Origin of the sequence: Jeotgalicoccus marinus DSM 19772, from assembly GCF_000425825.1 — a bacterium.
Classification (GTDB): Bacteria; Bacillota; Bacilli; order Staphylococcales; family Salinicoccaceae; genus Jeotgalicoccus; species Jeotgalicoccus marinus.
In genome coordinates this window covers 129126-147159 of record NZ_KE384460.1, presented here as the reverse complement: position 1 = coordinate 147159, position 18034 = coordinate 129126, and the positions used below count along the sequence as shown (strand labels likewise).

The 18034-nt window shown below is 36.0% G+C and carries 17 protein-coding genes; 3 read left to right on the top strand and 14 right to left on the bottom strand.

Annotation, left to right across the window (positions count from 1 at the left end):
• Window positions 1–3 precede the first annotated feature (3 nt).
• The 5 genes from H624_RS0109870 to H624_RS12045 all read right to left on the bottom strand — a co-directional run bounded on the left by H624_RS0109870 (window position 4) and on the right by H624_RS12045 (window position 4848).
• On the bottom strand, window positions 4–813 hold the full coding sequence (locus H624_RS0109870; protein WP_026867441.1) for an ABC transporter permease: 810 nt from the start codon (window positions 811–813) through the stop codon (window positions 4–6).
• A 168-nt stretch (window positions 814–981) separates the two neighbouring features.
• Window positions 982–1938: an acyltransferase family protein gene (locus tag H624_RS0109865; RefSeq protein WP_026867440.1), complete on the bottom strand. Its 957-nt coding sequence runs from the start codon at window positions 1936–1938 to the stop codon at window positions 982–984.
• Window positions 1939–2016: 78 nt separating this feature from the next.
• The gene (locus H624_RS0109860; RefSeq protein WP_026867439.1) at window positions 2017–2832 is read right to left on the bottom strand and encodes a hypothetical protein; all 816 of its coding nucleotides are present in this window, start codon (window positions 2830–2832) and stop codon (window positions 2017–2019) included.
• A complete protein-coding gene (locus H624_RS0109855) occupies window positions 2829–4352 on the bottom strand; it encodes a hypothetical protein (RefSeq protein ID WP_026867438.1) in 1524 nt (507 codons plus the stop codon). Before H624_RS0109855 ends, H624_RS0109860 begins: the two co-directional genes overlap by 4 nt.
• A gap of 4 nt (window positions 4353–4356) precedes the next feature.
• The gene (locus tag H624_RS12045; protein ID WP_051220564.1) at window positions 4357–4848 is read right to left on the bottom strand and encodes a competence protein ComK; all 492 of its coding nucleotides are present in this window, start codon (window positions 4846–4848) and stop codon (window positions 4357–4359) included.
• A 210-nt stretch (window positions 4849–5058) separates the two neighbouring features.
• On the opposite strand from H624_RS12045, the gene H624_RS12270 reads away from it, so the two are divergent.
• The 3 genes from H624_RS12270 to H624_RS12030 all read left to right on the top strand — a co-directional run bounded on the left by H624_RS12270 (window position 5059) and on the right by H624_RS12030 (window position 7057).
• Entirely contained in the window at window positions 5059–5520 is a 462-nt protein-coding gene (locus tag H624_RS12270; RefSeq protein WP_051220563.1) for a sigma-70 family RNA polymerase sigma factor, read from the top strand.
• 94 nt (window positions 5521–5614) lie between these two features.
• Window positions 5615–5827 (top strand): DUF2187 family protein, encoded by a 213-nt coding sequence (locus H624_RS12035; RefSeq protein ID WP_035857234.1) that lies wholly within the window; start codon window positions 5615–5617, stop codon window positions 5825–5827.
• A 150-nt stretch (window positions 5828–5977) separates the two neighbouring features.
• The gene (locus H624_RS12030) at window positions 5978–7057 is read left to right on the top strand and encodes an LCP family protein (protein ID WP_051220562.1); all 1080 of its coding nucleotides are present in this window, start codon (window positions 5978–5980) and stop codon (window positions 7055–7057) included.
• Between the two features lie 41 nt (window positions 7058–7098).
• Here H624_RS12030 and H624_RS0109830 read toward each other — a convergent pair whose 3' ends face one another.
• From H624_RS0109830 to H624_RS0109790, 9 genes are all read right to left on the bottom strand, one after another.
• On the bottom strand, window positions 7099–7956 hold the full coding sequence (locus H624_RS0109830) for a bifunctional UDP-sugar hydrolase/5'-nucleotidase (RefSeq protein ID WP_026867437.1): 858 nt from the start codon (window positions 7954–7956) through the stop codon (window positions 7099–7101).
• An 18-nt stretch (window positions 7957–7974) separates the two neighbouring features.
• Window positions 7975–9270, bottom strand: coding sequence for a TrkH family potassium uptake protein (locus tag H624_RS0109825; RefSeq protein ID WP_156889184.1), 1296 nt, complete (start codon window positions 9268–9270; stop codon window positions 7975–7977).
• A 225-nt stretch (window positions 9271–9495) separates the two neighbouring features.
• Window positions 9496–10947 (bottom strand): S1C family serine protease, encoded by a 1452-nt coding sequence (locus H624_RS0109820; RefSeq protein ID WP_084145826.1) that lies wholly within the window; start codon window positions 10945–10947, stop codon window positions 9496–9498.
• Window positions 10948–11018: 71 nt separating this feature from the next.
• Window positions 11019–11801 carry a TerC family protein gene (locus H624_RS0109815; protein WP_026867434.1) on the bottom strand — a complete coding sequence of 261 codons (783 nt, stop codon included), beginning with the start codon at window positions 11799–11801 and terminating at the stop codon, window positions 11019–11021.
• 247 nt (window positions 11802–12048) lie between these two features.
• Window positions 12049–13605, bottom strand: a complete 1557-nt coding sequence (locus H624_RS0109810; RefSeq protein ID WP_026867433.1) for a peptide chain release factor 3 — start codon at window positions 13603–13605, stop codon at window positions 12049–12051.
• A 10-nt stretch (window positions 13606–13615) separates the two neighbouring features.
• A complete protein-coding gene (locus tag H624_RS0109805; protein WP_026867432.1) occupies window positions 13616–13849 on the bottom strand; it encodes a YueH family protein in 234 nt (77 codons plus the stop codon).
• Window positions 13830–15323, bottom strand: coding sequence for a UDP-N-acetylmuramoyl-L-alanyl-D-glutamate--2,6-diaminopimelate ligase (locus H624_RS0109800; protein WP_026867431.1), 1494 nt, complete (start codon window positions 15321–15323; stop codon window positions 13830–13832). Before H624_RS0109800 ends, H624_RS0109805 begins: the two co-directional genes overlap by 20 nt.
• A 131-nt stretch (window positions 15324–15454) precedes the next feature.
• Window positions 15455–16273, bottom strand: a complete 819-nt coding sequence (gene tatC / locus H624_RS0109795; protein WP_026867430.1) for a twin-arginine translocase subunit TatC — start codon at window positions 16271–16273, stop codon at window positions 15455–15457.
• Between the two features lie 17 nt (window positions 16274–16290).
• A complete protein-coding gene (locus H624_RS0109790; protein WP_026867429.1) occupies window positions 16291–18015 on the bottom strand; it encodes a GMC family oxidoreductase in 1725 nt (574 codons plus the stop codon).
• Between the last annotated feature and the right edge of the window lie 19 nt (window positions 18016–18034).

Below are 18034 nucleotides of genomic sequence, written 5' to 3'. Positions count from 1 at the left end.
ACCTTATAAGTAATCGATTAGTTTGTAACGGAACTTTATGTGTAGATAAGCACCAATGACTAAGAGACTCAATGTAATGCCCCAGAAATAAATATGTTGCTCAAAACTACCATATAGAAGTCCGTCTCCATATATTAAAGCATTTCTAAAGTTCATCACTAGATATGCGAACGGGTTTAAATCAGAAATCATCTGTAATAATCCCCCACGTTCTCCTGGCTGCCAAAAAATGGGAGTTAGGAAAAAACCCATCCGAATGACATTTTGCAGCACATTTCTAAAATCTCGCACTAAAATAATAAGGGTGCTCATTATTAAGTTTATCGCAAAAATGATTAAAAAAGATGCGATTACAAAATATATTAGAGTTAAGAAATAAAGTGGATTCACATATCCTGAAAATAGCGATATTGCCATAATTATAAATGTCATAAAGGATAAGTTAATCAAACTATTTGTAAATGAAATTGACAGTAGGACACTCGATGGAAACCTCATTTTAGTAACCAATCCTAGCTGAGCATAGATTGCATTAGATCCACCACTAATTGCTTGTGATATAAATAACCAAGGGAACAGACCTGAAATTAAATACACAATAAATGGGATTCCTGCTTCAGGTGCAGTTGCACCCCTTAAACCTAAACCAAAGATTAAATAGTAAATCGCCGCTTGCATTAGCGGTTGTAATATATTCCAAAATAAGCCTAGGTAATGATTAGAATATTCACTTTTAACATTATAAATAGATAGTTTCCAGATAAGGTGAATATTTTGAAATTGTTCTCTAAATAATGCTATTACGTGGTTCATGGCTTTCCCTCTCATACATGAGTTTATATTTCTACATCTTGTTTATTATAATCGTTATCCACTAAGGTGTCATTTAAAACCCTAGCCTGGAAAAGTAAAAACTACGCCTCCTTACCACTAAATGGGTAAACGAAGCGCAGTTATAAAATTAAGTATATTAATGGCCTATTATTTTGCACTTAAAAATAATACCCTTGTTGTTTTTGTTAAGCTAAATAAATAACCGAGTATGACGGTGATCATTACACCAAAGGCTGTAAACTCGAAAACTGTGACATCATAGTTTAACACTGTTCTAATAAATATATTTACAGGAAGGTGTAAGTACATAATAACAATCGAGTATCTACCCACTGTTTTAAACACTTCTTTTATCGGGAACAGGGAAATTAAATGACTGATATAAATTACTGGCATAAAGAACAGTAATGGGATAATTAAATCAAGAATAACATAGTTATATGAACTCATTTTTAAATTTAAGTAAAAATCCATATAGCCAGATGCATTCAAATAAATGGCAGCAACGGCTAATACTAAGGAAATCAATGCTATCACTAAAGAGTCCTTATACTTTCTTATAAAATCTTTACAAAAAGTTCCTAATGAATAAAAGAACAATGAAATCATGACGACATTCGCATTCCAAGGCCAATTGTATGCGGTGATTACCTCACTATGTCCGAGTATGAATAAGCCTAGAACAATTATAAACTTCAACCAGTTGTTCAATTTACTGATGAGACCAAATAAAAGTTGAGTTAATAAGAGCACAGTTATAAACCAGAAGATACCGTATGGTCCTTGTAACTCACTTCCCCCATAAATGAGTGCTTGTAAATGCGGGAAGAATCCACTTAAATCATCATAGTTAAATAACAGAAAAATCGCGATGCCGTACACAAAGTAAGGTAAGATCATACGATAGGTCTTTTTACCAGCCCACATAGGAAATTTTTTCAGTTCGATTTCTTTAAACAGTATACCTGATAAGAAAAAGAATAATGGCATTCTAAACCAGCCCAAATATATATCTAAAAAAGCGTGGCCAGCATGTCCAAGTACGACCAGTGTAATACTAATTGCCTTAGCAATATCTATCCATTCAATTCTTTCTTTCTTCACTTAATCACTCTCTACACACTCTAATCTCCGAAGAAATTAAATTTTTCATGATACCTGGATTATACTACCACAATATTTTTATTTTGTACTTCTTTCTACTATACGTTCTAACTGACCCATATCTACAAAACCTATAGAGTTCTTTTCATTAAGCTGCACATATGATGGCAACTTATTCTCTTTTACGAAGTCTGTCTTATTTCTCTGGAATTTACCAATAACAACCATCACACGATGAACAAGTGTAGTTAATTCATCGATAATACCTTGATTCAACTTCGACACTTCTAGATGAATGATTGGATTAATTCTATCTTTTGCAGGAAACATAATCGTTCTAATCCACTTCAATTCACTTTTGGTGAGTTCTTCTTTGGTTTTCAATTCCAGTATTAAGAAAGGAAAACGGTCCTCATCTTTAAATGCATTTTCATACTGTAATTTGAAGTGATAGAACTCAAAGCCATGTTCTTCATAACGAACCAAGTATTGGTGTTTTTCCTGCTGAATAAAAAAGACAGTTCCATATAATGTTTCCGGGTCCTTTTCCTCAGCTTTAAATTTATCGATAACATTGACGAGCTGTGAGTAATCTAAGAGTAGCTGACCTGCCTTGTGTCCCGACTCATTGCGTTTTTGTGTTAATGTTAGTTCTACTCTGTCTGAAGCCATTACAACTTTTTCAAAACCGTGAAATAAACTATTTGTCTTTAATTTATGCATTTCCCCATATGAATAGCCATTGACTTTCATAGTCGGCAAATAGGATTCAAAGATTAATCCTTCTTGTAACAACTTTCCTAACAGAAAGTCTACTGTTGATTCTTCGGGGATATCAATCTTAGTTATAGAAACGCCAAGATCAAAATCCTTCACTTTAACTTTTAACTTCAAGATGCTCTCTCCTTCTCCAACTGCAGAAATGCTTCTAATATATTTACTCTCATAACAACCAAGTCATTATTCTCATACATAGATTGTACTTTAACATCTCTTAGTTGAGAACTATTAGAAGGAATTTTGTCTGTAATAAATTGCATAAAAGTAATCGCATAGTCTTCTTTCACATTAGTCGCTTGGTATGGTGTATAAAATGCAGTTACATTATTATTATAGAATCCTTCAATCTGGGCCTGACTTTTACCTGAGTTTTCATGCCACTGTTCATCGTATTGACTCCAAAATCGATCTCTAAAGTCATCGAGAATTGTGTTTTCTTTTAGACAGTTTAAATCTGTGGTATCACAATCACTCGTGAAATCATCAATTGGTAATGAGTACAAGTGCCCGAATTCGTGGATTAAATTTCTATATGTGGATGGTTTGTCTAAATTATCTCTGACATCTATGCCTAAGGTCGTTCCATCTCTTTCAATTGACACAAAAGCTGCAGTATTTCCTTCACCGTCAGAGAACAAACGATAAGTATGTATAGCGTCTAAATATTGCTCGGGAAATACCCTTGTCAATGTGTGCCACAGATCTATAAACTCACCTTCGTTACCAGCTGGTAAGTCCCCTTTCACCGTTATATCTGTTAACTCAGTACCTTCAACCTGATAATCTATAAAATACGTTCTTGAGCGATTTTCAAAGAATATGTGTGGTTCATCACCAAAATCAATATATGTACTGAGCTCATTTAGATATGAATCCCCGAGCGCTTTACATTCAAGTACTGTATGGCAGTCTGGATGATCAATGGATTGTGACCACTCTATATTGCTTTCAATATGGCTTTCTGTCCCACTCAAGCGGTCCATCAGTAAAAATCCTAAATATGCCATGAGAAATAGACTGAGACCTATAAAGATTAACTGTAAAATATTTTTCCCTGCCTTATTCACTTTAGTTGGTGGCAAGTTGCGCTGGTTCACGCGCTTAATATCAATAATATTTTTATGCTGTAAGTACTCAATAATTTTTTCTTTGTGAAGATGATAATTCGGCAAGCCGGAACCATCAACTTCAACAATCGTCATATTTTCAGTATTTCTTATTTTAAATTCATTACATGTAAAGACAGTAATAGGCACCTTATGATTAATCGCAAAATTCCTAATCACTCTATAGTCGCGTTCATTGATATCAGTGGTCAGAATAATTTGGCTAATATTCTTTAAGTATTTTTCATTGTTCTTAAAAGTCTCAAACAAATTAGAACCAGCATTAAAAGTATCAGTATATAAAGTGCCGTAATCTACCGCAACGGATTTTGCATAATCTGTCATTATACCTTGCTGCCTCAAATGTTTTTTTAATATTTTCGTTTGATCATACTCAGTCGTACTAAAGTTTGTATGCAGATAAATGTCATCTTGAGTATACTGACTTAACAATTCAGCTATGGAATAACCTCCCACAAAACGGCCATCTTCTTGTTTATACAAGCCAGTTACCAGCAATAGACTCATCTTATCACTCCGTTGTTTTGTCAGTGAAATACTGCCGCATTATATCATTATGTTTAACCGTTCTATCTAATATATGTAAGGTGTTATCGTATTGCTTCATTGCACGTTTATAGTCATAATCCACTGTGACTTCCAATCCCGATACAAATTTAATCACTAAATGATGACCAGATTGTCTAAACTCTAATAGTTGTCTTAAATTTACCCAAAAAGGATTCTTAAAACGGCTACTGTTTAAAGGAAATAATACAAAATGAAACTTTTCATCAATCACTATAGGTTGTAACTTATGTATGTTATGTATTAGTTTAACATTTTTACGCTTAACTTTAAGATTAGAAGAATAAAAATAGATTAATATATCATCTATCCATTGTTCAGATGATTTTTCACTTAAAACTTTCCTATCCTGGTAGACCGCTTGACATAAATGATGGACATCTAAAATTGGCTCAATATATAAGACTTGGGGTGTCAATTCTGGAACAGTAAGCATATAGTCACCTCGTTATCAAATTTAGAAGACATACTTATTGTAACCTGCAGAGCGCTTAATTAACATCATTAAACAATATACTTAACAAAATGTAACATAAGGTTGTTTTAACATTCTTTTTTTACTTTAAGCTCTTATCTTTTTTCTATAAAAATTTATATATTGTAGCTATCCGGAAATAAGAAGGAATCGATTCAGATAGGACTTAAAGTGCTTGATGGAAAAATTTTAGCTTATGAACCAATGATACACAGTATTATATTCAAACTTAATATAAAATTCGAGCAGGATGAATATATGCAACTCGGTAGAATTGCAACTTTTGAGGCTTTAAAGAAGTTTGACTCATCTCGTACATCTTGTTCAGAAGCACAATTTGTCTATACGATTGTTAAACAAAGACTGATAGATCAGATTAGAAAAACATCACGGTATCAACACGCAGTACAAACGTTTCAGAGCCAAAGTACAAATGTGACTTATAATGATATATACGATTTTCTTTTCAGCTATACTAAAAACTTAAACAATAAAGAAAAACAATGGTTGGAAGATAGTTTATTAGGCTTTCCATTATCTCACACTGCAAGAAAATTAAATGTCAGCCTTTCTACTGCTAAAAATATTAGACGAACGACCAGAGAAAAAATTAGAAAGGAATTCTATTTGTGAAGAAACGACAACGATTTAACCCGACCTACTGGTTTTTTATCCAAAGTATGGTATAATGTCAGACATTATATTCTAGAACAGTGGAGGAATTGACATGGACGCGAAAAAGAAAGACAAAGAAGAATTAGATGTAAAAGTAGGTAACATTGTTAAATTTGATGGTATGCTCGGTAAAGTTGAAAAGATTAATGACAACTCTGTAATAGTTGATATTACAATTAACGACAACTTTGACGAACATGAAATGTTCGAGAAAACAGTAGTTAACCATAGAAGATATGAAATTGTAGACGATACGACTGCATAAATCAAAATGTACCAGGGTTTGAATGAATCGTTCAAATCCTGGTTTTTTTATTGCTATTTTTGAATACTAACTACATGCTATGATTGACATTGAATGACCATAAATATATATTTACATTAACATTGAAAAAATTCTAAAGTGGGTAATTAAATGAAAAAAATTCTTTGGACTATATTTATTATTCTAGGTGTCGTCCTCCTAGCTGCTGTAATTTATATTCTTTACCTATTTAACATGTTTAACAGCGGGGTCTCTGATTCATATGAAGAGATTGACCGTGACCGCTCTGAACTGCGTGTAGATGACGTCGATGCTTCGAATGATAGCTTTACTGTACTCATTCTCGGTATTGATGCTGATGCAGAAAGAACCCAAGATGGACAAATCAATGCGGATAATTTCCGTTCCGACAGTATGATTTTAGCAACTTTCGACCGAGAAAATGACGATGTAAAAATGGTGAACGTTCCTCGTGATACTTTATCTTATATTAGTTCGGTAAATTATTTCGATAAAATCAACCATGCTCACGCATTTGCAGGTCCAACTGGTGCTATGGATTCTGTTGAATCCCTATTGAATGTGCCTGTCGATTACTTTGTTCGAGTCGATATGAACGCAGTTGTTGAGATCGTAGATGCGATTGGTGGCGTTGACTTTAACGTGCCTTATGACATGAACGGTTTACAAGCAGGTGAGCAGCACCTTGATGGTGAACAAGCACTTGCTGTCATTAGAAACAGAAGTGTTGACTCCGACCTTGGTCGTGGTGTAAGACAAATGGAACTGATTGAAGCTGTTATTAAACAAGCACAATCACTTAGCTCACTGTCCCAAGTTGATGATTTAATTCAAATCTTTACGAGCAATACGAGTCACAACTTTGCAACAAGTGATATTCGTTCCCTTGCATCTCATTACTTATTTAACGATGTAGCTTTTGAATCAACACAACTCCAAGGTACTGGCTTTACAAGTGAATCAAATGGCATCTATTATGCATGGCCAGATGAGGAACATTTATTTGCACTCTCTAATTCAATTAGAGAAATGCTTGCATTAGATCCATCTGAACCAAATGATCTTATTAACATTAGATTGGGTGAACAAATCCAACCCGTTACGGAAGTCAGTACAGACTTACTTGAAAATTATGAATTAGAATCTACGCCATCTTATGCTGAAGAAGGTGCTGAGAACCAGTACGGAGATGGTTTTGGAATTGAATAAGCAAGTAAAAAACTAGGCAATCAATTGATTGCCTAGTTTTTTTATAGATAGCGATGAAGTAAGTCCAAATATTCAATGTCTTCTCTTAACTTCGCAAACTCTTCATCACGCATTGCTAAACTATGTCCAAGATATTCAAATGTATTTACTCTAGTTTTAAATCTAATGTCCAGTTCCATAATATGACCATTGTGTACATGATGGAATAATGGAACAGCTTCACCATGTTTACGACTAATGGTCATACTTTCTGTTTGCTTTTTATAATCACTTTCATAGTCTGCCCCAGTAATTAATATACCTGCACCTTCGATACTATTTTTAAGTGCATCGATGTGTTGCTCGTCTATTAGATTGGAAACAAAGACGATCACATAGTCCGGATTTTCTAAACTATGTATATATCTCAGCCACTTTTTCAAGGAAATCTGTAAGTTTTCAATGGCTACTTGCTTTGTCTTCTCTTCCTCATACCCACCGTATGCCCCTAGTACAGCTATTTTCATTCTATTAACATTTAATATGCGGTAAGGTTGGCCAAAATATGGCTCATGCGTATGTTTCTGCACCACATTCGTACATACCCACGGGAAATATGTTGCCCGCATCGCCTTACTTGTACGATCCAAATAGTTCAAATCCATATCGTTTAAAGTTGCAAATCGATACTTTAAATAATTCATACTCATGACGTGAGGATCCTGAGGCACTTTTATAGTCGAAGCACCACCTAGAGTTCCACCTAAGTCACAAAATACAGGTCGTTTTAAACCCTCAGTCAATTTCATACTGTTGACAGCACTAGATATTTTACTAAAGGTTACACCTTCTTTTTTTCCCAAACGATCATGCATATGCTGTGTGATATATAATTTGATATTAAAAAATTCCGACACCATAGAGGGTTCCTCCTCGTCTTATCCAACCATTAGTCTTTCTTCAGGATAGCGGTAAGTCAATTCTCTTTTCTTACCAGCAATAGATAACAGGAATGACACAAATCCAATTCTACCTATGAACATGAATAGAATAATAATTACCTTACTTAAAATTGATAAGTCTGGTGTAATCCCTGTTGATACTCCAACAGTCCCAAAGGCTGAGGTCACTTCAAAAATAATTTGAATGACCGTAAACTTGTCACCTTCAGTAATTAATATTGTTAAAACACCAAAGAAGACTAATATCATCGCCAGGATAAATACTGCAAAAGCTCTATGGATATCTATTTTAGCGATACGTTTCTTAAAGACATTTACATCCTGTCTTCCTTTTACAAAGCTAACCAAAAATAAAACTAATATTATAAATGTAGTCGTTCTTATACCACCACCCGCACTAGAAGGTGAAGCACCAATAAACATGAGCATACTCATAATAACTTGTGTAGGTTCAGCCAATTGATCAACAGGCACTGTCGTAATACCTCCACTTCTTGTCGTGGTAGATAAAAACAAACTGTCAACAATGGAATTTAAGATATTCTTGTCTTTAAAAAATCTTGGTAATTCTAACAGTAATATAAAAAACATACCTATAACTAAAAGTATTGCATGAGTGGACACTGTTACTTTAGTGAATAATGAAAAATTAAAACCAGGTGATTTCTTTCGAAAATAATGCTTCACCTCTATTAATACAGGGTATCCAATCGCACCTAGAATGATTTGACACATTACTGGAATCTGTATTATAAAGTTACCACTTTGATGGACTAGAGAATTACTGTATAAATCAAGCCCACCATTGGTAGTCGCTGAAACAGATAAAAATGTACCATGTAAAAGTGCATAAGCGAAATCACCTGTTGCATTATAAAAATAAGAAACATAAATTATCGCGCCTATAAATTCAACGAGTAACAAGACGGAAAAGATGTCTAAGACCATACGAACTGCTCCAGAAGTCTGATGACGCGCATTATCCGTCATAATTTGTCTTCTTTCCCTAACGCTGATCTTACGACCGATTAACAACCAAACCAAAGTCCCTACTGCCATAATCCCAATACCACCAAGGTTCATTAAAAACATAATGATGATATAACCTGCTTGGTTGAATGTTTCAACTAGAGTTACAGTACTCAAGCCTGTCACTGACAAGGCGGAAGCAGCTATAAATACTGTATCTATAAAGGGAATTGATCCATCAGAATAAATTACTGGGATACTTAATAGCCCTGTTGCCAATATTAAGGCAATCAAATAGTACATTAAAATTGCTCGCTGAGGGCTCAAACCATTAGTTTTTTTAGCATCTCTCAACAATTTACTATCCCCAATCCATTTCTAAATGTTTTATTACAGTCATATTATACACGAAATTATTCTTAGGAAAAGAGTGATAACGATAGTTCGTCAAATAAAACGGTGATTTCTGTAATGAACAGAAATCACCGTTTCTAATAAATATTGAAGTTTTTACAGCCTATTTTTCAACTATTCTAAAGTGACAGTTAATGATTCTTGTTGACCATCTCTATAAAAATCGATAACCATCTCTTCGCCAGATTGTTTTTCATAGTAAAGATGCTGACGTAACTCAACCATATTCTTAATTGGTTCACCATCTAATTGAGTAATGACATCGAGTTGTTGAAGACCTGCTTCTGAAGCAGGGGAGCCATCTTGGACACTCGTAACGATGACGCCACCTTTAACATCTTCAGGTAAGTTCAGTTGATCATATACTTGTGACGATGCAACATTTAGCAAGTCCTGTAAGGTAATGCCTAAGAATGGTCGAATCACTTCACCATTTTCTTCTAGTTGACTTGTTACTTCTTGTACCTCATTTACAGGAATTGCAAACCCAATTCCTTCAACAGAAGCAATACCGACTTTCATTGAATTAATTCCAATCAGTCGACCATTACTATCAATTAAGGCTCCACCAGAGTTACCTGGGTTGATGGCTGCATCGGTCTGTAATACACTCGCTTCCCAGTCGTTAGAGCCATCACCATCTAAATCTACTGGTACAGACCGGTCTAAGCCAGAAATAATACCTTGAGAGACAGAGCCAGAGAATATTTCACCGAGTGGCGAACCGATAGCAATTGCTGGTTCACCTACTAGTAAATCACTACTATCCCCAAACTCAATTGTACTCTCTACAACATCTGCTGGAATACTTAGGACAGCTAAATCCGTCCAAATATCAGTACCGACAATATCGGCATCGACAGAATCGCCACTTTCTAAGTTGATTTTGACTTGTTCAGCACCATCGACAACGTGGTGATTCGTTACAACATAGGCAAGGTCGCCATCTACCTTATAAATAACACCAGAACCACTACCCGCTTCTTCCGCTTCACCAGAGTCCGTCGTCATGCCTGGAATTATAGATTCCATTCTCTGCATATTAATGACTGAAACAACAGCAGGTTTTGCTTTTTGGACTGCTGCAGTTGTATCTGTGATAACCTTACCTTCATTATCAGCTTCCAATTGTTCTTTCACTTCAGAAACATCTTGGTTAGAATCGAGGTCAGCTGCAGTATTCTCGTCTGTACTTACTTCACTCTCTTCGTTGTCAGAAGTAAATAATGCGTACACACCTAAAACGAGTAAAGCACCGAGAATACCAGCAATTAAAGGTATTAAGAACGATTTAAAACCGAAACTACCTTTAGTCTTTTCTTTAGTATCATGTGAATCTCTCATTCTATTTTCTATCTTTACTGATTCTTCATTGACACTATCATCTTTAGCTTCTTCGTGAGTGACTGCTTCCTCACTTCCGCCAAACTCTCTGTCGTATTCTCTTTGTCTAGAGAATTCATAACGATCCTTATCTCTGGCATCGTCACTTTTTCTATCAGTGAAATTTCTCGCTGTACGTCTGTACTTATCACGGTCAATCGGACGTTCTCTTTCGTCTGACATTCATATCACTCCATCCTAATTACTTATCAATAATTATAAGACCTTTTAAAATGACATGCCAATTAAAACCATTAGGATTTAGGTTCTGTAACATTTTGTTCTTTTTTAGAACCACCGAACCAACCTGCTAGAACAATAATCAACATTACTACCCAGAAGATAATCTTCCAAGTTGTTGAGTGTGGGAAGTCGTGAGGAATAACACCAATCGCATCATGTGCAAGTGTTAAGACCGCAAGTTTTACACCTACCCAGCCAACTATGACAAAGGCTGCAACTTCAAGTGATGGTCTTTTTGCAAGTAATTCAACAAAGTAGTTCGCGAAGAATCTCATGATAATGACACCTATTAAACCACCGATTAACATGACTGTATACTGACCCGCATTAACACCAAAGAAGTCTCCACCAACAGCCGGTAAAGCAAGTGCAATTGCTGCAGCTGCTAATATAGAATCTACTGCAAAGGCAATATCGGCTAACTCAACTTTTAACACTGTCATCCAGAAACCAGATTCTTTCTTATCTTTCTGTTTCTCTGCAAGTTCTTCAGTTGAAGTATTTGATTTCTTCTTAATTTCGATTAAGTGTGAAATTGACACATAGAACAAGTAAAGCGCACCTAAAGCTTGTACCCACCACCATTGTACGAGCCAAACAAGTAATAAAATAGCAATAACACGGAAAACAAAGGCTCCTAAAAGGCCGTAGAACAAGGCTTTCTTACGTTTTACAGGCTCTAAATGTCTAACCATTACTGCAAGTACAACTGCATTATCCGCAGCAAGTAGTCCTTCTAAACCTACTAAGACGATTAAAACCCACAGGTATTCTAATAAAACCGCTGTATCCAAAATAATTCCTCCCATATTTAAATATTTCAAACACAAAAAGAGACCTATAACAGTGCCTAGACTTTGGCCTAAGCTCTGTTAAGGTCTCACGATACAATATTATATATTGCTCAGTACACCGGGATTACTCCGTAGTGACGACGCACTGATAGTTTCCTATTCGTTACTCCCCTTATAGAAGGTTCGTCTTATGTGTTTGTTAATTCTTTTATAATATATGCTATCTACTGTAAAAAGTAAAGTTATTTTATAAAAGACTATATAATTTAATCTCAGGATACTTCTCGCTGAACCAACGCATAGCAAAATCATTTTCAAAGAGTAAGACCTTATTGTCATAGCGATCATATACCAAGTTCGCTCTTGGTGAATGCATCGCATCTGTAATATCTTCTTCATTCTCTACCCAACGCGCAATTTTCTTACCGATTGGTTCCATAATTATATCCGTATTGTACTCATTCTTCATACGATGTTCGAAAACTTCAAACTGAAGCTGACCAACAGCACCAAGTATAGGCTGATTTGTATGCATTGATTTATAATATTGAATTGCACCTTCTTGAACGAGCTGTTCAATACCTTTATAGAAATGCTTTTGTTTCATCACGTTTTTAGCAGTGACTTTCATAAAGATTTCAGGCGTAAATTGTGGTAAATCTACATACTCACGTTTTTTGCCATTATATAAAGTATCACCAATTTGATAGTTACCAGTATCATATAGGCCAATTATGTCACCTGCATAGGCTTCATTAATCGTTTCTTTATCATCAGCCATAAACATTGTGGCTCTGGTAATTTTAGATTTCTTTCCGGTACGTGCAAGCGTTCCGTCCATACCTCTGGTAAATTTCCCTGAGACAATTCGCATAAAGGCTAGTCGGTCACGGTGTCTCGGATCCATGTTCGCTTGAATTTTGAAGATAAAACCAGAAAACTCATCATCTTGAGGTTCTACTATCTGGCCTTCTGTCGTTTCACGTCCCGTAGGTGCTGGTGCAAAATCTACATAAGTGTCTAAAAACTCTTCAATACCAAATGTTGATAAGGCTGAACCAAAGAATACTGGTGTTAAATCCCCACTGGATATCTTAGCTGGGTCAAATTCATCACCGGCTTCTTCAACCAACATAAACTCTTCAAGTGAGGCTTTAAAGGCTGAGTCTTCTGATATATCGTGTGTTTCTGTTAACTCATAATCCTCATTTAGTGCTAATTGACCTTCTTCTCTAAATGGATTGATTGTCTTCGTCCGACGGTTGATAATACCAAAAAAGCTTTGACCCATACCAATTGGCCAAGTCATTGGGTACGTTTCTATATCCAATGTCGATTCAATTTCTTCTAACAACTCAAAAGGTTCTTTACCGACACGGTCGAGCTTGTTGATGAATGTGAAAATTGGAATACCACGCATTTTACAAACCTTAAATAGTTTTAAGGTTTGAGGTTCAATCCCTTTTGCTGCATCGATTACCATGACAGCCGAGTCTACTGCCATCAAAGTACGATACGTATCTTCTGAGAAGTCTTCGTGTCCTGGTGTATCAAGGATATTAATTTTATAACCATCAAAATCAAATTGCATGACAGAACTCGTCACACTGATACCACGCTCTTGTTCGACTTTCATCCAGTCACTTGTTGCAAATTTCCCTGTCTTTTTACCTTTTACAGTTCCGGCTTCTCTAATCGCACCACCAAAAAGCAATAACTTTTCTGTTAGCGTAGTTTTCCCCGCATCAGGGTGAGAAATGATTGCAAAAGTTTTTCTCTTATTAATTTCCGTTTTAATATCCATTTTAATCTCCTTAAATCTTACCGATTGCTAAGCCAATTTCATTGGCAATTTCACTACTCTCTCTTTCATCCATAAAAGAAAAAAGATGTAACATCGCTTCTTGTTCAACTTCATTGGTCGTCATACCTTTAGCAATTTTCATAGCAAAAGATAGATCCGGTATGCTCACGATATAATTCATTTCATCTAGGGCTACATATACACTCATTGTCACATCATTAATCTTAATCGAGTGTTTTTTCATAGTCATCGCCTTTGTATTTTCTATACGCTGCGTCTAGGGCAATAAGATCATCTCTATGAGGCATTTTTACATAATTTTCGACAATTTGATAAGGTTCTCTTCCTTTACATGCCAAGACAATAGTATCTCCGGGTTTAGCAATATCTACAGCGTGAATAATACCTGCTTCACGGTCTGTATAAGATACGAAGTTTTCATGCGTCGCACCTTCCTCTAAGAGCTTAACCAGCATTTTTGGATCATCATTAGCTGGATTATCAGGCGTAAAGATTGCATAGTCTGCTAAGGTTGCAATCTCACCCATTTCCTTAGCTTTTGTATAATCTCGTTCCCCTGTCATACCCACCAGACAGATCAACTTGCCATTTGCAAAAGGTTGAACTGTATTAATCACTTTTCTTAAGGCATCGGGTGTATGTGCAAAGTCAATGATGATATTGATTGGTAATGTCGGATCTAGCACTTCAAGGCGACCTTCAACAGGTTTCATTCCAGGCACTGCTTGTAGTATTTGTTCAAAAGAATAACCTTGTAACCATTCAGAAATAATCGCGCACATCAGATTTTGTATATTATAGTCACCGACAAATGGAGAGTTCACTTGATACTGTCCTTCGGGTGTATTCAAAGTAAAATTAAACCCTTCTAAACTCCCCTCTATATCAGTAGGGTAAAAATCTGCTGTGTCATGCATACCGTAAGTAATTGTTTCAAATGGCGTCATATCTTTATAGACATTTGACCAAGAATCATCATCGTTTAAAATGACATATTTATGTTTTTTTACATCTTGGCCAAGCTGTGAGAATAAAAGTCCTTTAACATAGCCATATTCGTCCATACTATGGTGAAAATCTAAGTGGTCTTGAGTCAGATTGGTAAACACTGCGATATCAAAATTGATTCCAAACGTTCGCCCGAGCTTTAAACCATGAGATGAAACTTCCATCGTAAATACTTCTGCGTCACTATCACTTGCATCTTTTAGACGTTTGTGTAATCTGGTTGTCTCTGGTGTAGTATTGACGGAATTCGTGTGGATATCGTTTATCATAAAACCGTTGGTTCCAAGATAAGCGCTTTTTTTACCTAAAGCCATGCTCAAATTATGAATCATCGTGGAGACTGTTGTCTTACCGTTGGTGCCTGTCACACCTATCATAGTCTGTGTTTCGTGCGGGAAGTCATAAATATATTCAGAGAACAAGGCCGCAGTTTTAGCTGGATCCTTTACAATTAATAATCCTACATTTTCTGGTAATTCAATATGGCGATCAGACACTATGAAACGACAGCCTTTGTCAATTGCATCCTCGACAAAAGATAAACCGTCCGTTACATGCCCCTTTAGCACAACAAAGACTGAGGTCTCATCCACTTCTCTTGAATCTGTTGTTATATCTCTTACAATATCAGGAAAAGTACCATGTGTTTGTTTAACTTTTATTAGAGATAGAAGCATTGTTGTTTTCATTTCCGCTTACCACCTTTCAACTTAAATTATTATACATGAAAATTGACGCTAATAGACAATATTATATAGATTTTAACAAAAAACAGGCTAAGCAAGATGCTTAGCCTATTCCAATCAGTGATCGTTTTCAATTATGCATTTTTTTGTGCCTTTTTCTCTTTTGCCGCGTCTCTTCTTTCCTTACGTCGAATCAAAATAATACTCACTTCATAGAGTAGTATCATTGGTATTAAGGTAACAAGATGGGTAAAGACATCAGGTGGTGCAATTAATGCCGTAATTACCATCAAGATAAAATAAGCATATTTACGCATAGATGTCATTACATCCACACTTAAGAGTTCAATATGATGAAGGAACATCGCAACAACTGGCAATTGGAAAACGAGTCCAAACGGTATTGTTGTAATAAGTAGAAACGACATATACTCATCAGCAGTCACAAGTACGTTAAAGTTTTGCTCTCCCATTTCAATTAAGAAAAAGTAACTTAAAGGATGTACAATAAAATATCCAAAGGCTAAACCAATACAAAATAAAATAAGCATGACTGGTAAGGAACCTTTTAGAAACTGCGTTTCCTTATCAACAAGGCCCGGTCTCATAAACTGCCATAAAAACCAGCAAATGAATGGTATTGAGAAACCAATACTGATTGCACCTGATGTTCTAAGATAAAATCGAATTACTTCAAATGGTCCTAAAACAACGATATCCGCACCTTTTGAAACGACCGGAAACCACCAACCAACAGTAGAGAATATGATTAAGAACATAGCAAATATAACTAAGGCTGACTTAATGAGCACACGTCTTAAGTCTTCAAGATGGTCAGTAAGCGGTGCATAAGGGTCTTCTTTAGTTACCTTTTTGCGTTTTCTGACTACCTCTTCTTCAGTATGTTCTGTCACTTCCCGCTTCTTTCGACTGTCCTTGTTTTTTGGTTCCATTTGACATCACCTAACTTCTATTCTAAGCGTCCGCCGTCTTCAGCATATCTAATTATACCTTCTGCACAACGATATGCCAATGCCCCAACAGTAGCTGTTGGATTATAACCACTATTATGTTGGAAATTACCGGCACCCACTACGAATAAATTGTCACGGTCCCAATGTTGTAAATAATTGTTTACAACACTGTTGTCAGGACTCGCACCCATAGTAGTACCACCTGTGTTGTGTGTCGATTGATAAGGGACAATATCGTAATCGCCTAATTCACCATCTTTAAGTATTTCTTTAGCGCCCATTTCTTCTAAAATTTCCGCACAACGTTCAACTAAAAATGCTGAGTTATTTTTATCTTGTTCTTTAAAGTTATAAGTCAAACGAACTAGTGGTACACCGTAGGCATCATTGTAATCTTCATCCATGGAGAGATAGTTATCTCTGTGCGGCAGTGTACATCCTTGTCCTTGAACACGTAGTGTACGAGTATAATTGTGTATTGAAGCTTCTTTAAATTCTTCGCCCCATGATGGAGTGCCTTCTGGCACAGTGTTACTCAATATTGGTCTCGCACCTGTTTGTGTAATGGCAATATTACCACCATGTAAGAAATCTAAATCAGAATGATCAAAGTTATCTCCATTGTAGTTGTCTAGAGCCATACCAAGTGAACCAGCACCCATAAATGTGTTGAACTGTTCATCGAAGAATCCAGATGCACCGCCGAAGATTTGATAACAGTAGTTACGACCCAGTGTACCTTCACCTGTTTCTGGATCATACTGTTCACCGATGTCTGACACTGCTAACAATTTATAATTGTTGAACACATAACTTGTTAATGCAACAACATCTGCAGGTTGAATAAATTCTTCCCCAGTGATAGTATCGACAAATTTCACACCAGAAACCTTGCTATCATCATCTTCATCAGTGATAATTTCAACAACATTTGCATTTAAGCGTAAGGTAAAATCATCACTCTCTTGTGCCTTTGGAATAACTGTAACTTCAGGAGAAGATTTAGCTCCATACTCACAACCGAAACGTTCACAGAAGGCACAATACTGACAGGCATTAATTGTTTGACCATCTGGGTTTTCATACTGTTCACTTAAGTTTGCTGAAGGCATCATGATTGGATCTAGTTCTAATCCTTTAGCCGCTTCTTCAAACATTTTTAATGTCTTAGACTTAAGCATTGGCGGTGTTGGATATGGTTCAGAGCGATGTCCACCAAGAGGGTTTTCTTCACCTGAGATACCAGCAGTTTTTTCAAAAGTATTGAAGTAAGGCTCTAACTCATCGTAAGTGATACCCCAGTCTTCAATTTGGTATCCTCTTTCATCTTTTAGTTTTTCTGCACCGTATCTTTCTTCAGTCATGGAACGAATTTCAAAGTCATAAGGTAAGAATCTCCATGTCTGACCATTCCAGTGCGTACCTGCCCCACCAAGATTTTCTCCTAATAAGAATGAACCTTGTTGACGCATTGGTAGTGCTTTTTCATCAGGACTGTTTCTAAATGTTAGTGTTTCTTTAGAAATGTCCTGCATTAACTCATAACGTACTGCATATTTTAGTTCATCATGCACGTGCTGGTAGTCTTCAGTACCACGTTTAACTCCACGTTCTAATCCAACTACGCTTAAGCCTGCTTTAGTCGCTTCTGCTGCAATAATACCACCAGTCCAGCCTACACCGACCGTTACTACATCTACTTTATCTAAAGTTGTTGCCATAATTTATCCCCCTATAAAT

Coding starts and splice junctions, on each gene's coding strand:
- H624_RS0109870 (WP_026867441.1), bottom strand. CDS start 813: ATGAACCACGTAATAGCATTATTTAGAGAACAATTTCAAAATATTCAC.
- H624_RS0109855 (WP_026867438.1), bottom strand. CDS start 4,352: ATGAGTCTATTGCTGGTAACTGGCTTGTATAAACAAGAAGATGGCCGT.
- H624_RS12045 (WP_051220564.1), bottom strand. CDS start 4,848: ATGCTTACTGTTCCAGAATTGACACCCCAAGTCTTATATATTGAGCCA.
- H624_RS12035 (WP_035857234.1), top strand. CDS start 5,615: ATGGACGCGAAAAAGAAAGACAAAGAAGAATTAGATGTAAAAGTAGGT.
- H624_RS12030 (WP_051220562.1), top strand. CDS start 5,978: ATGAAAAAAATTCTTTGGACTATATTTATTATTCTAGGTGTCGTCCTC.
- H624_RS0109830 (WP_026867437.1), bottom strand. CDS start 7,956: ATGGTGTCGGAATTTTTTAATATCAAATTATATATCACACAGCATATG.
- H624_RS0109825 (WP_156889184.1), bottom strand. CDS start 9,270: ATGTACTATTTGATTGCCTTAATATTGGCAACAGGGCTATTAAGTATC.
- H624_RS0109820 (WP_084145826.1), bottom strand. CDS start 10,947: ATGTCAGACGAAAGAGAACGTCCGATTGACCGTGATAAGTACAGACGT.
- H624_RS0109810 (WP_026867433.1), bottom strand. CDS start 13,605: ATGGATATTAAAACGGAAATTAATAAGAGAAAAACTTTTGCAATCATT.
- H624_RS0109805 (WP_026867432.1), bottom strand. CDS start 13,849: ATGAAAAAACACTCGATTAAGATTAATGATGTGACAATGAGTGTATAT.
- H624_RS0109800 (WP_026867431.1), bottom strand. CDS start 15,323: ATGAAAACAACAATGCTTCTATCTCTAATAAAAGTTAAACAAACACAT.
- tatC (WP_026867430.1), bottom strand. CDS start 16,273: ATGGAACCAAAAAACAAGGACAGTCGAAAGAAGCGGGAAGTGACAGAA.
- H624_RS0109790 (WP_026867429.1), bottom strand. CDS start 18,015: ATGGCAACAACTTTAGATAAAGTAGATGTAGTAACGGTCGGTGTAGGC.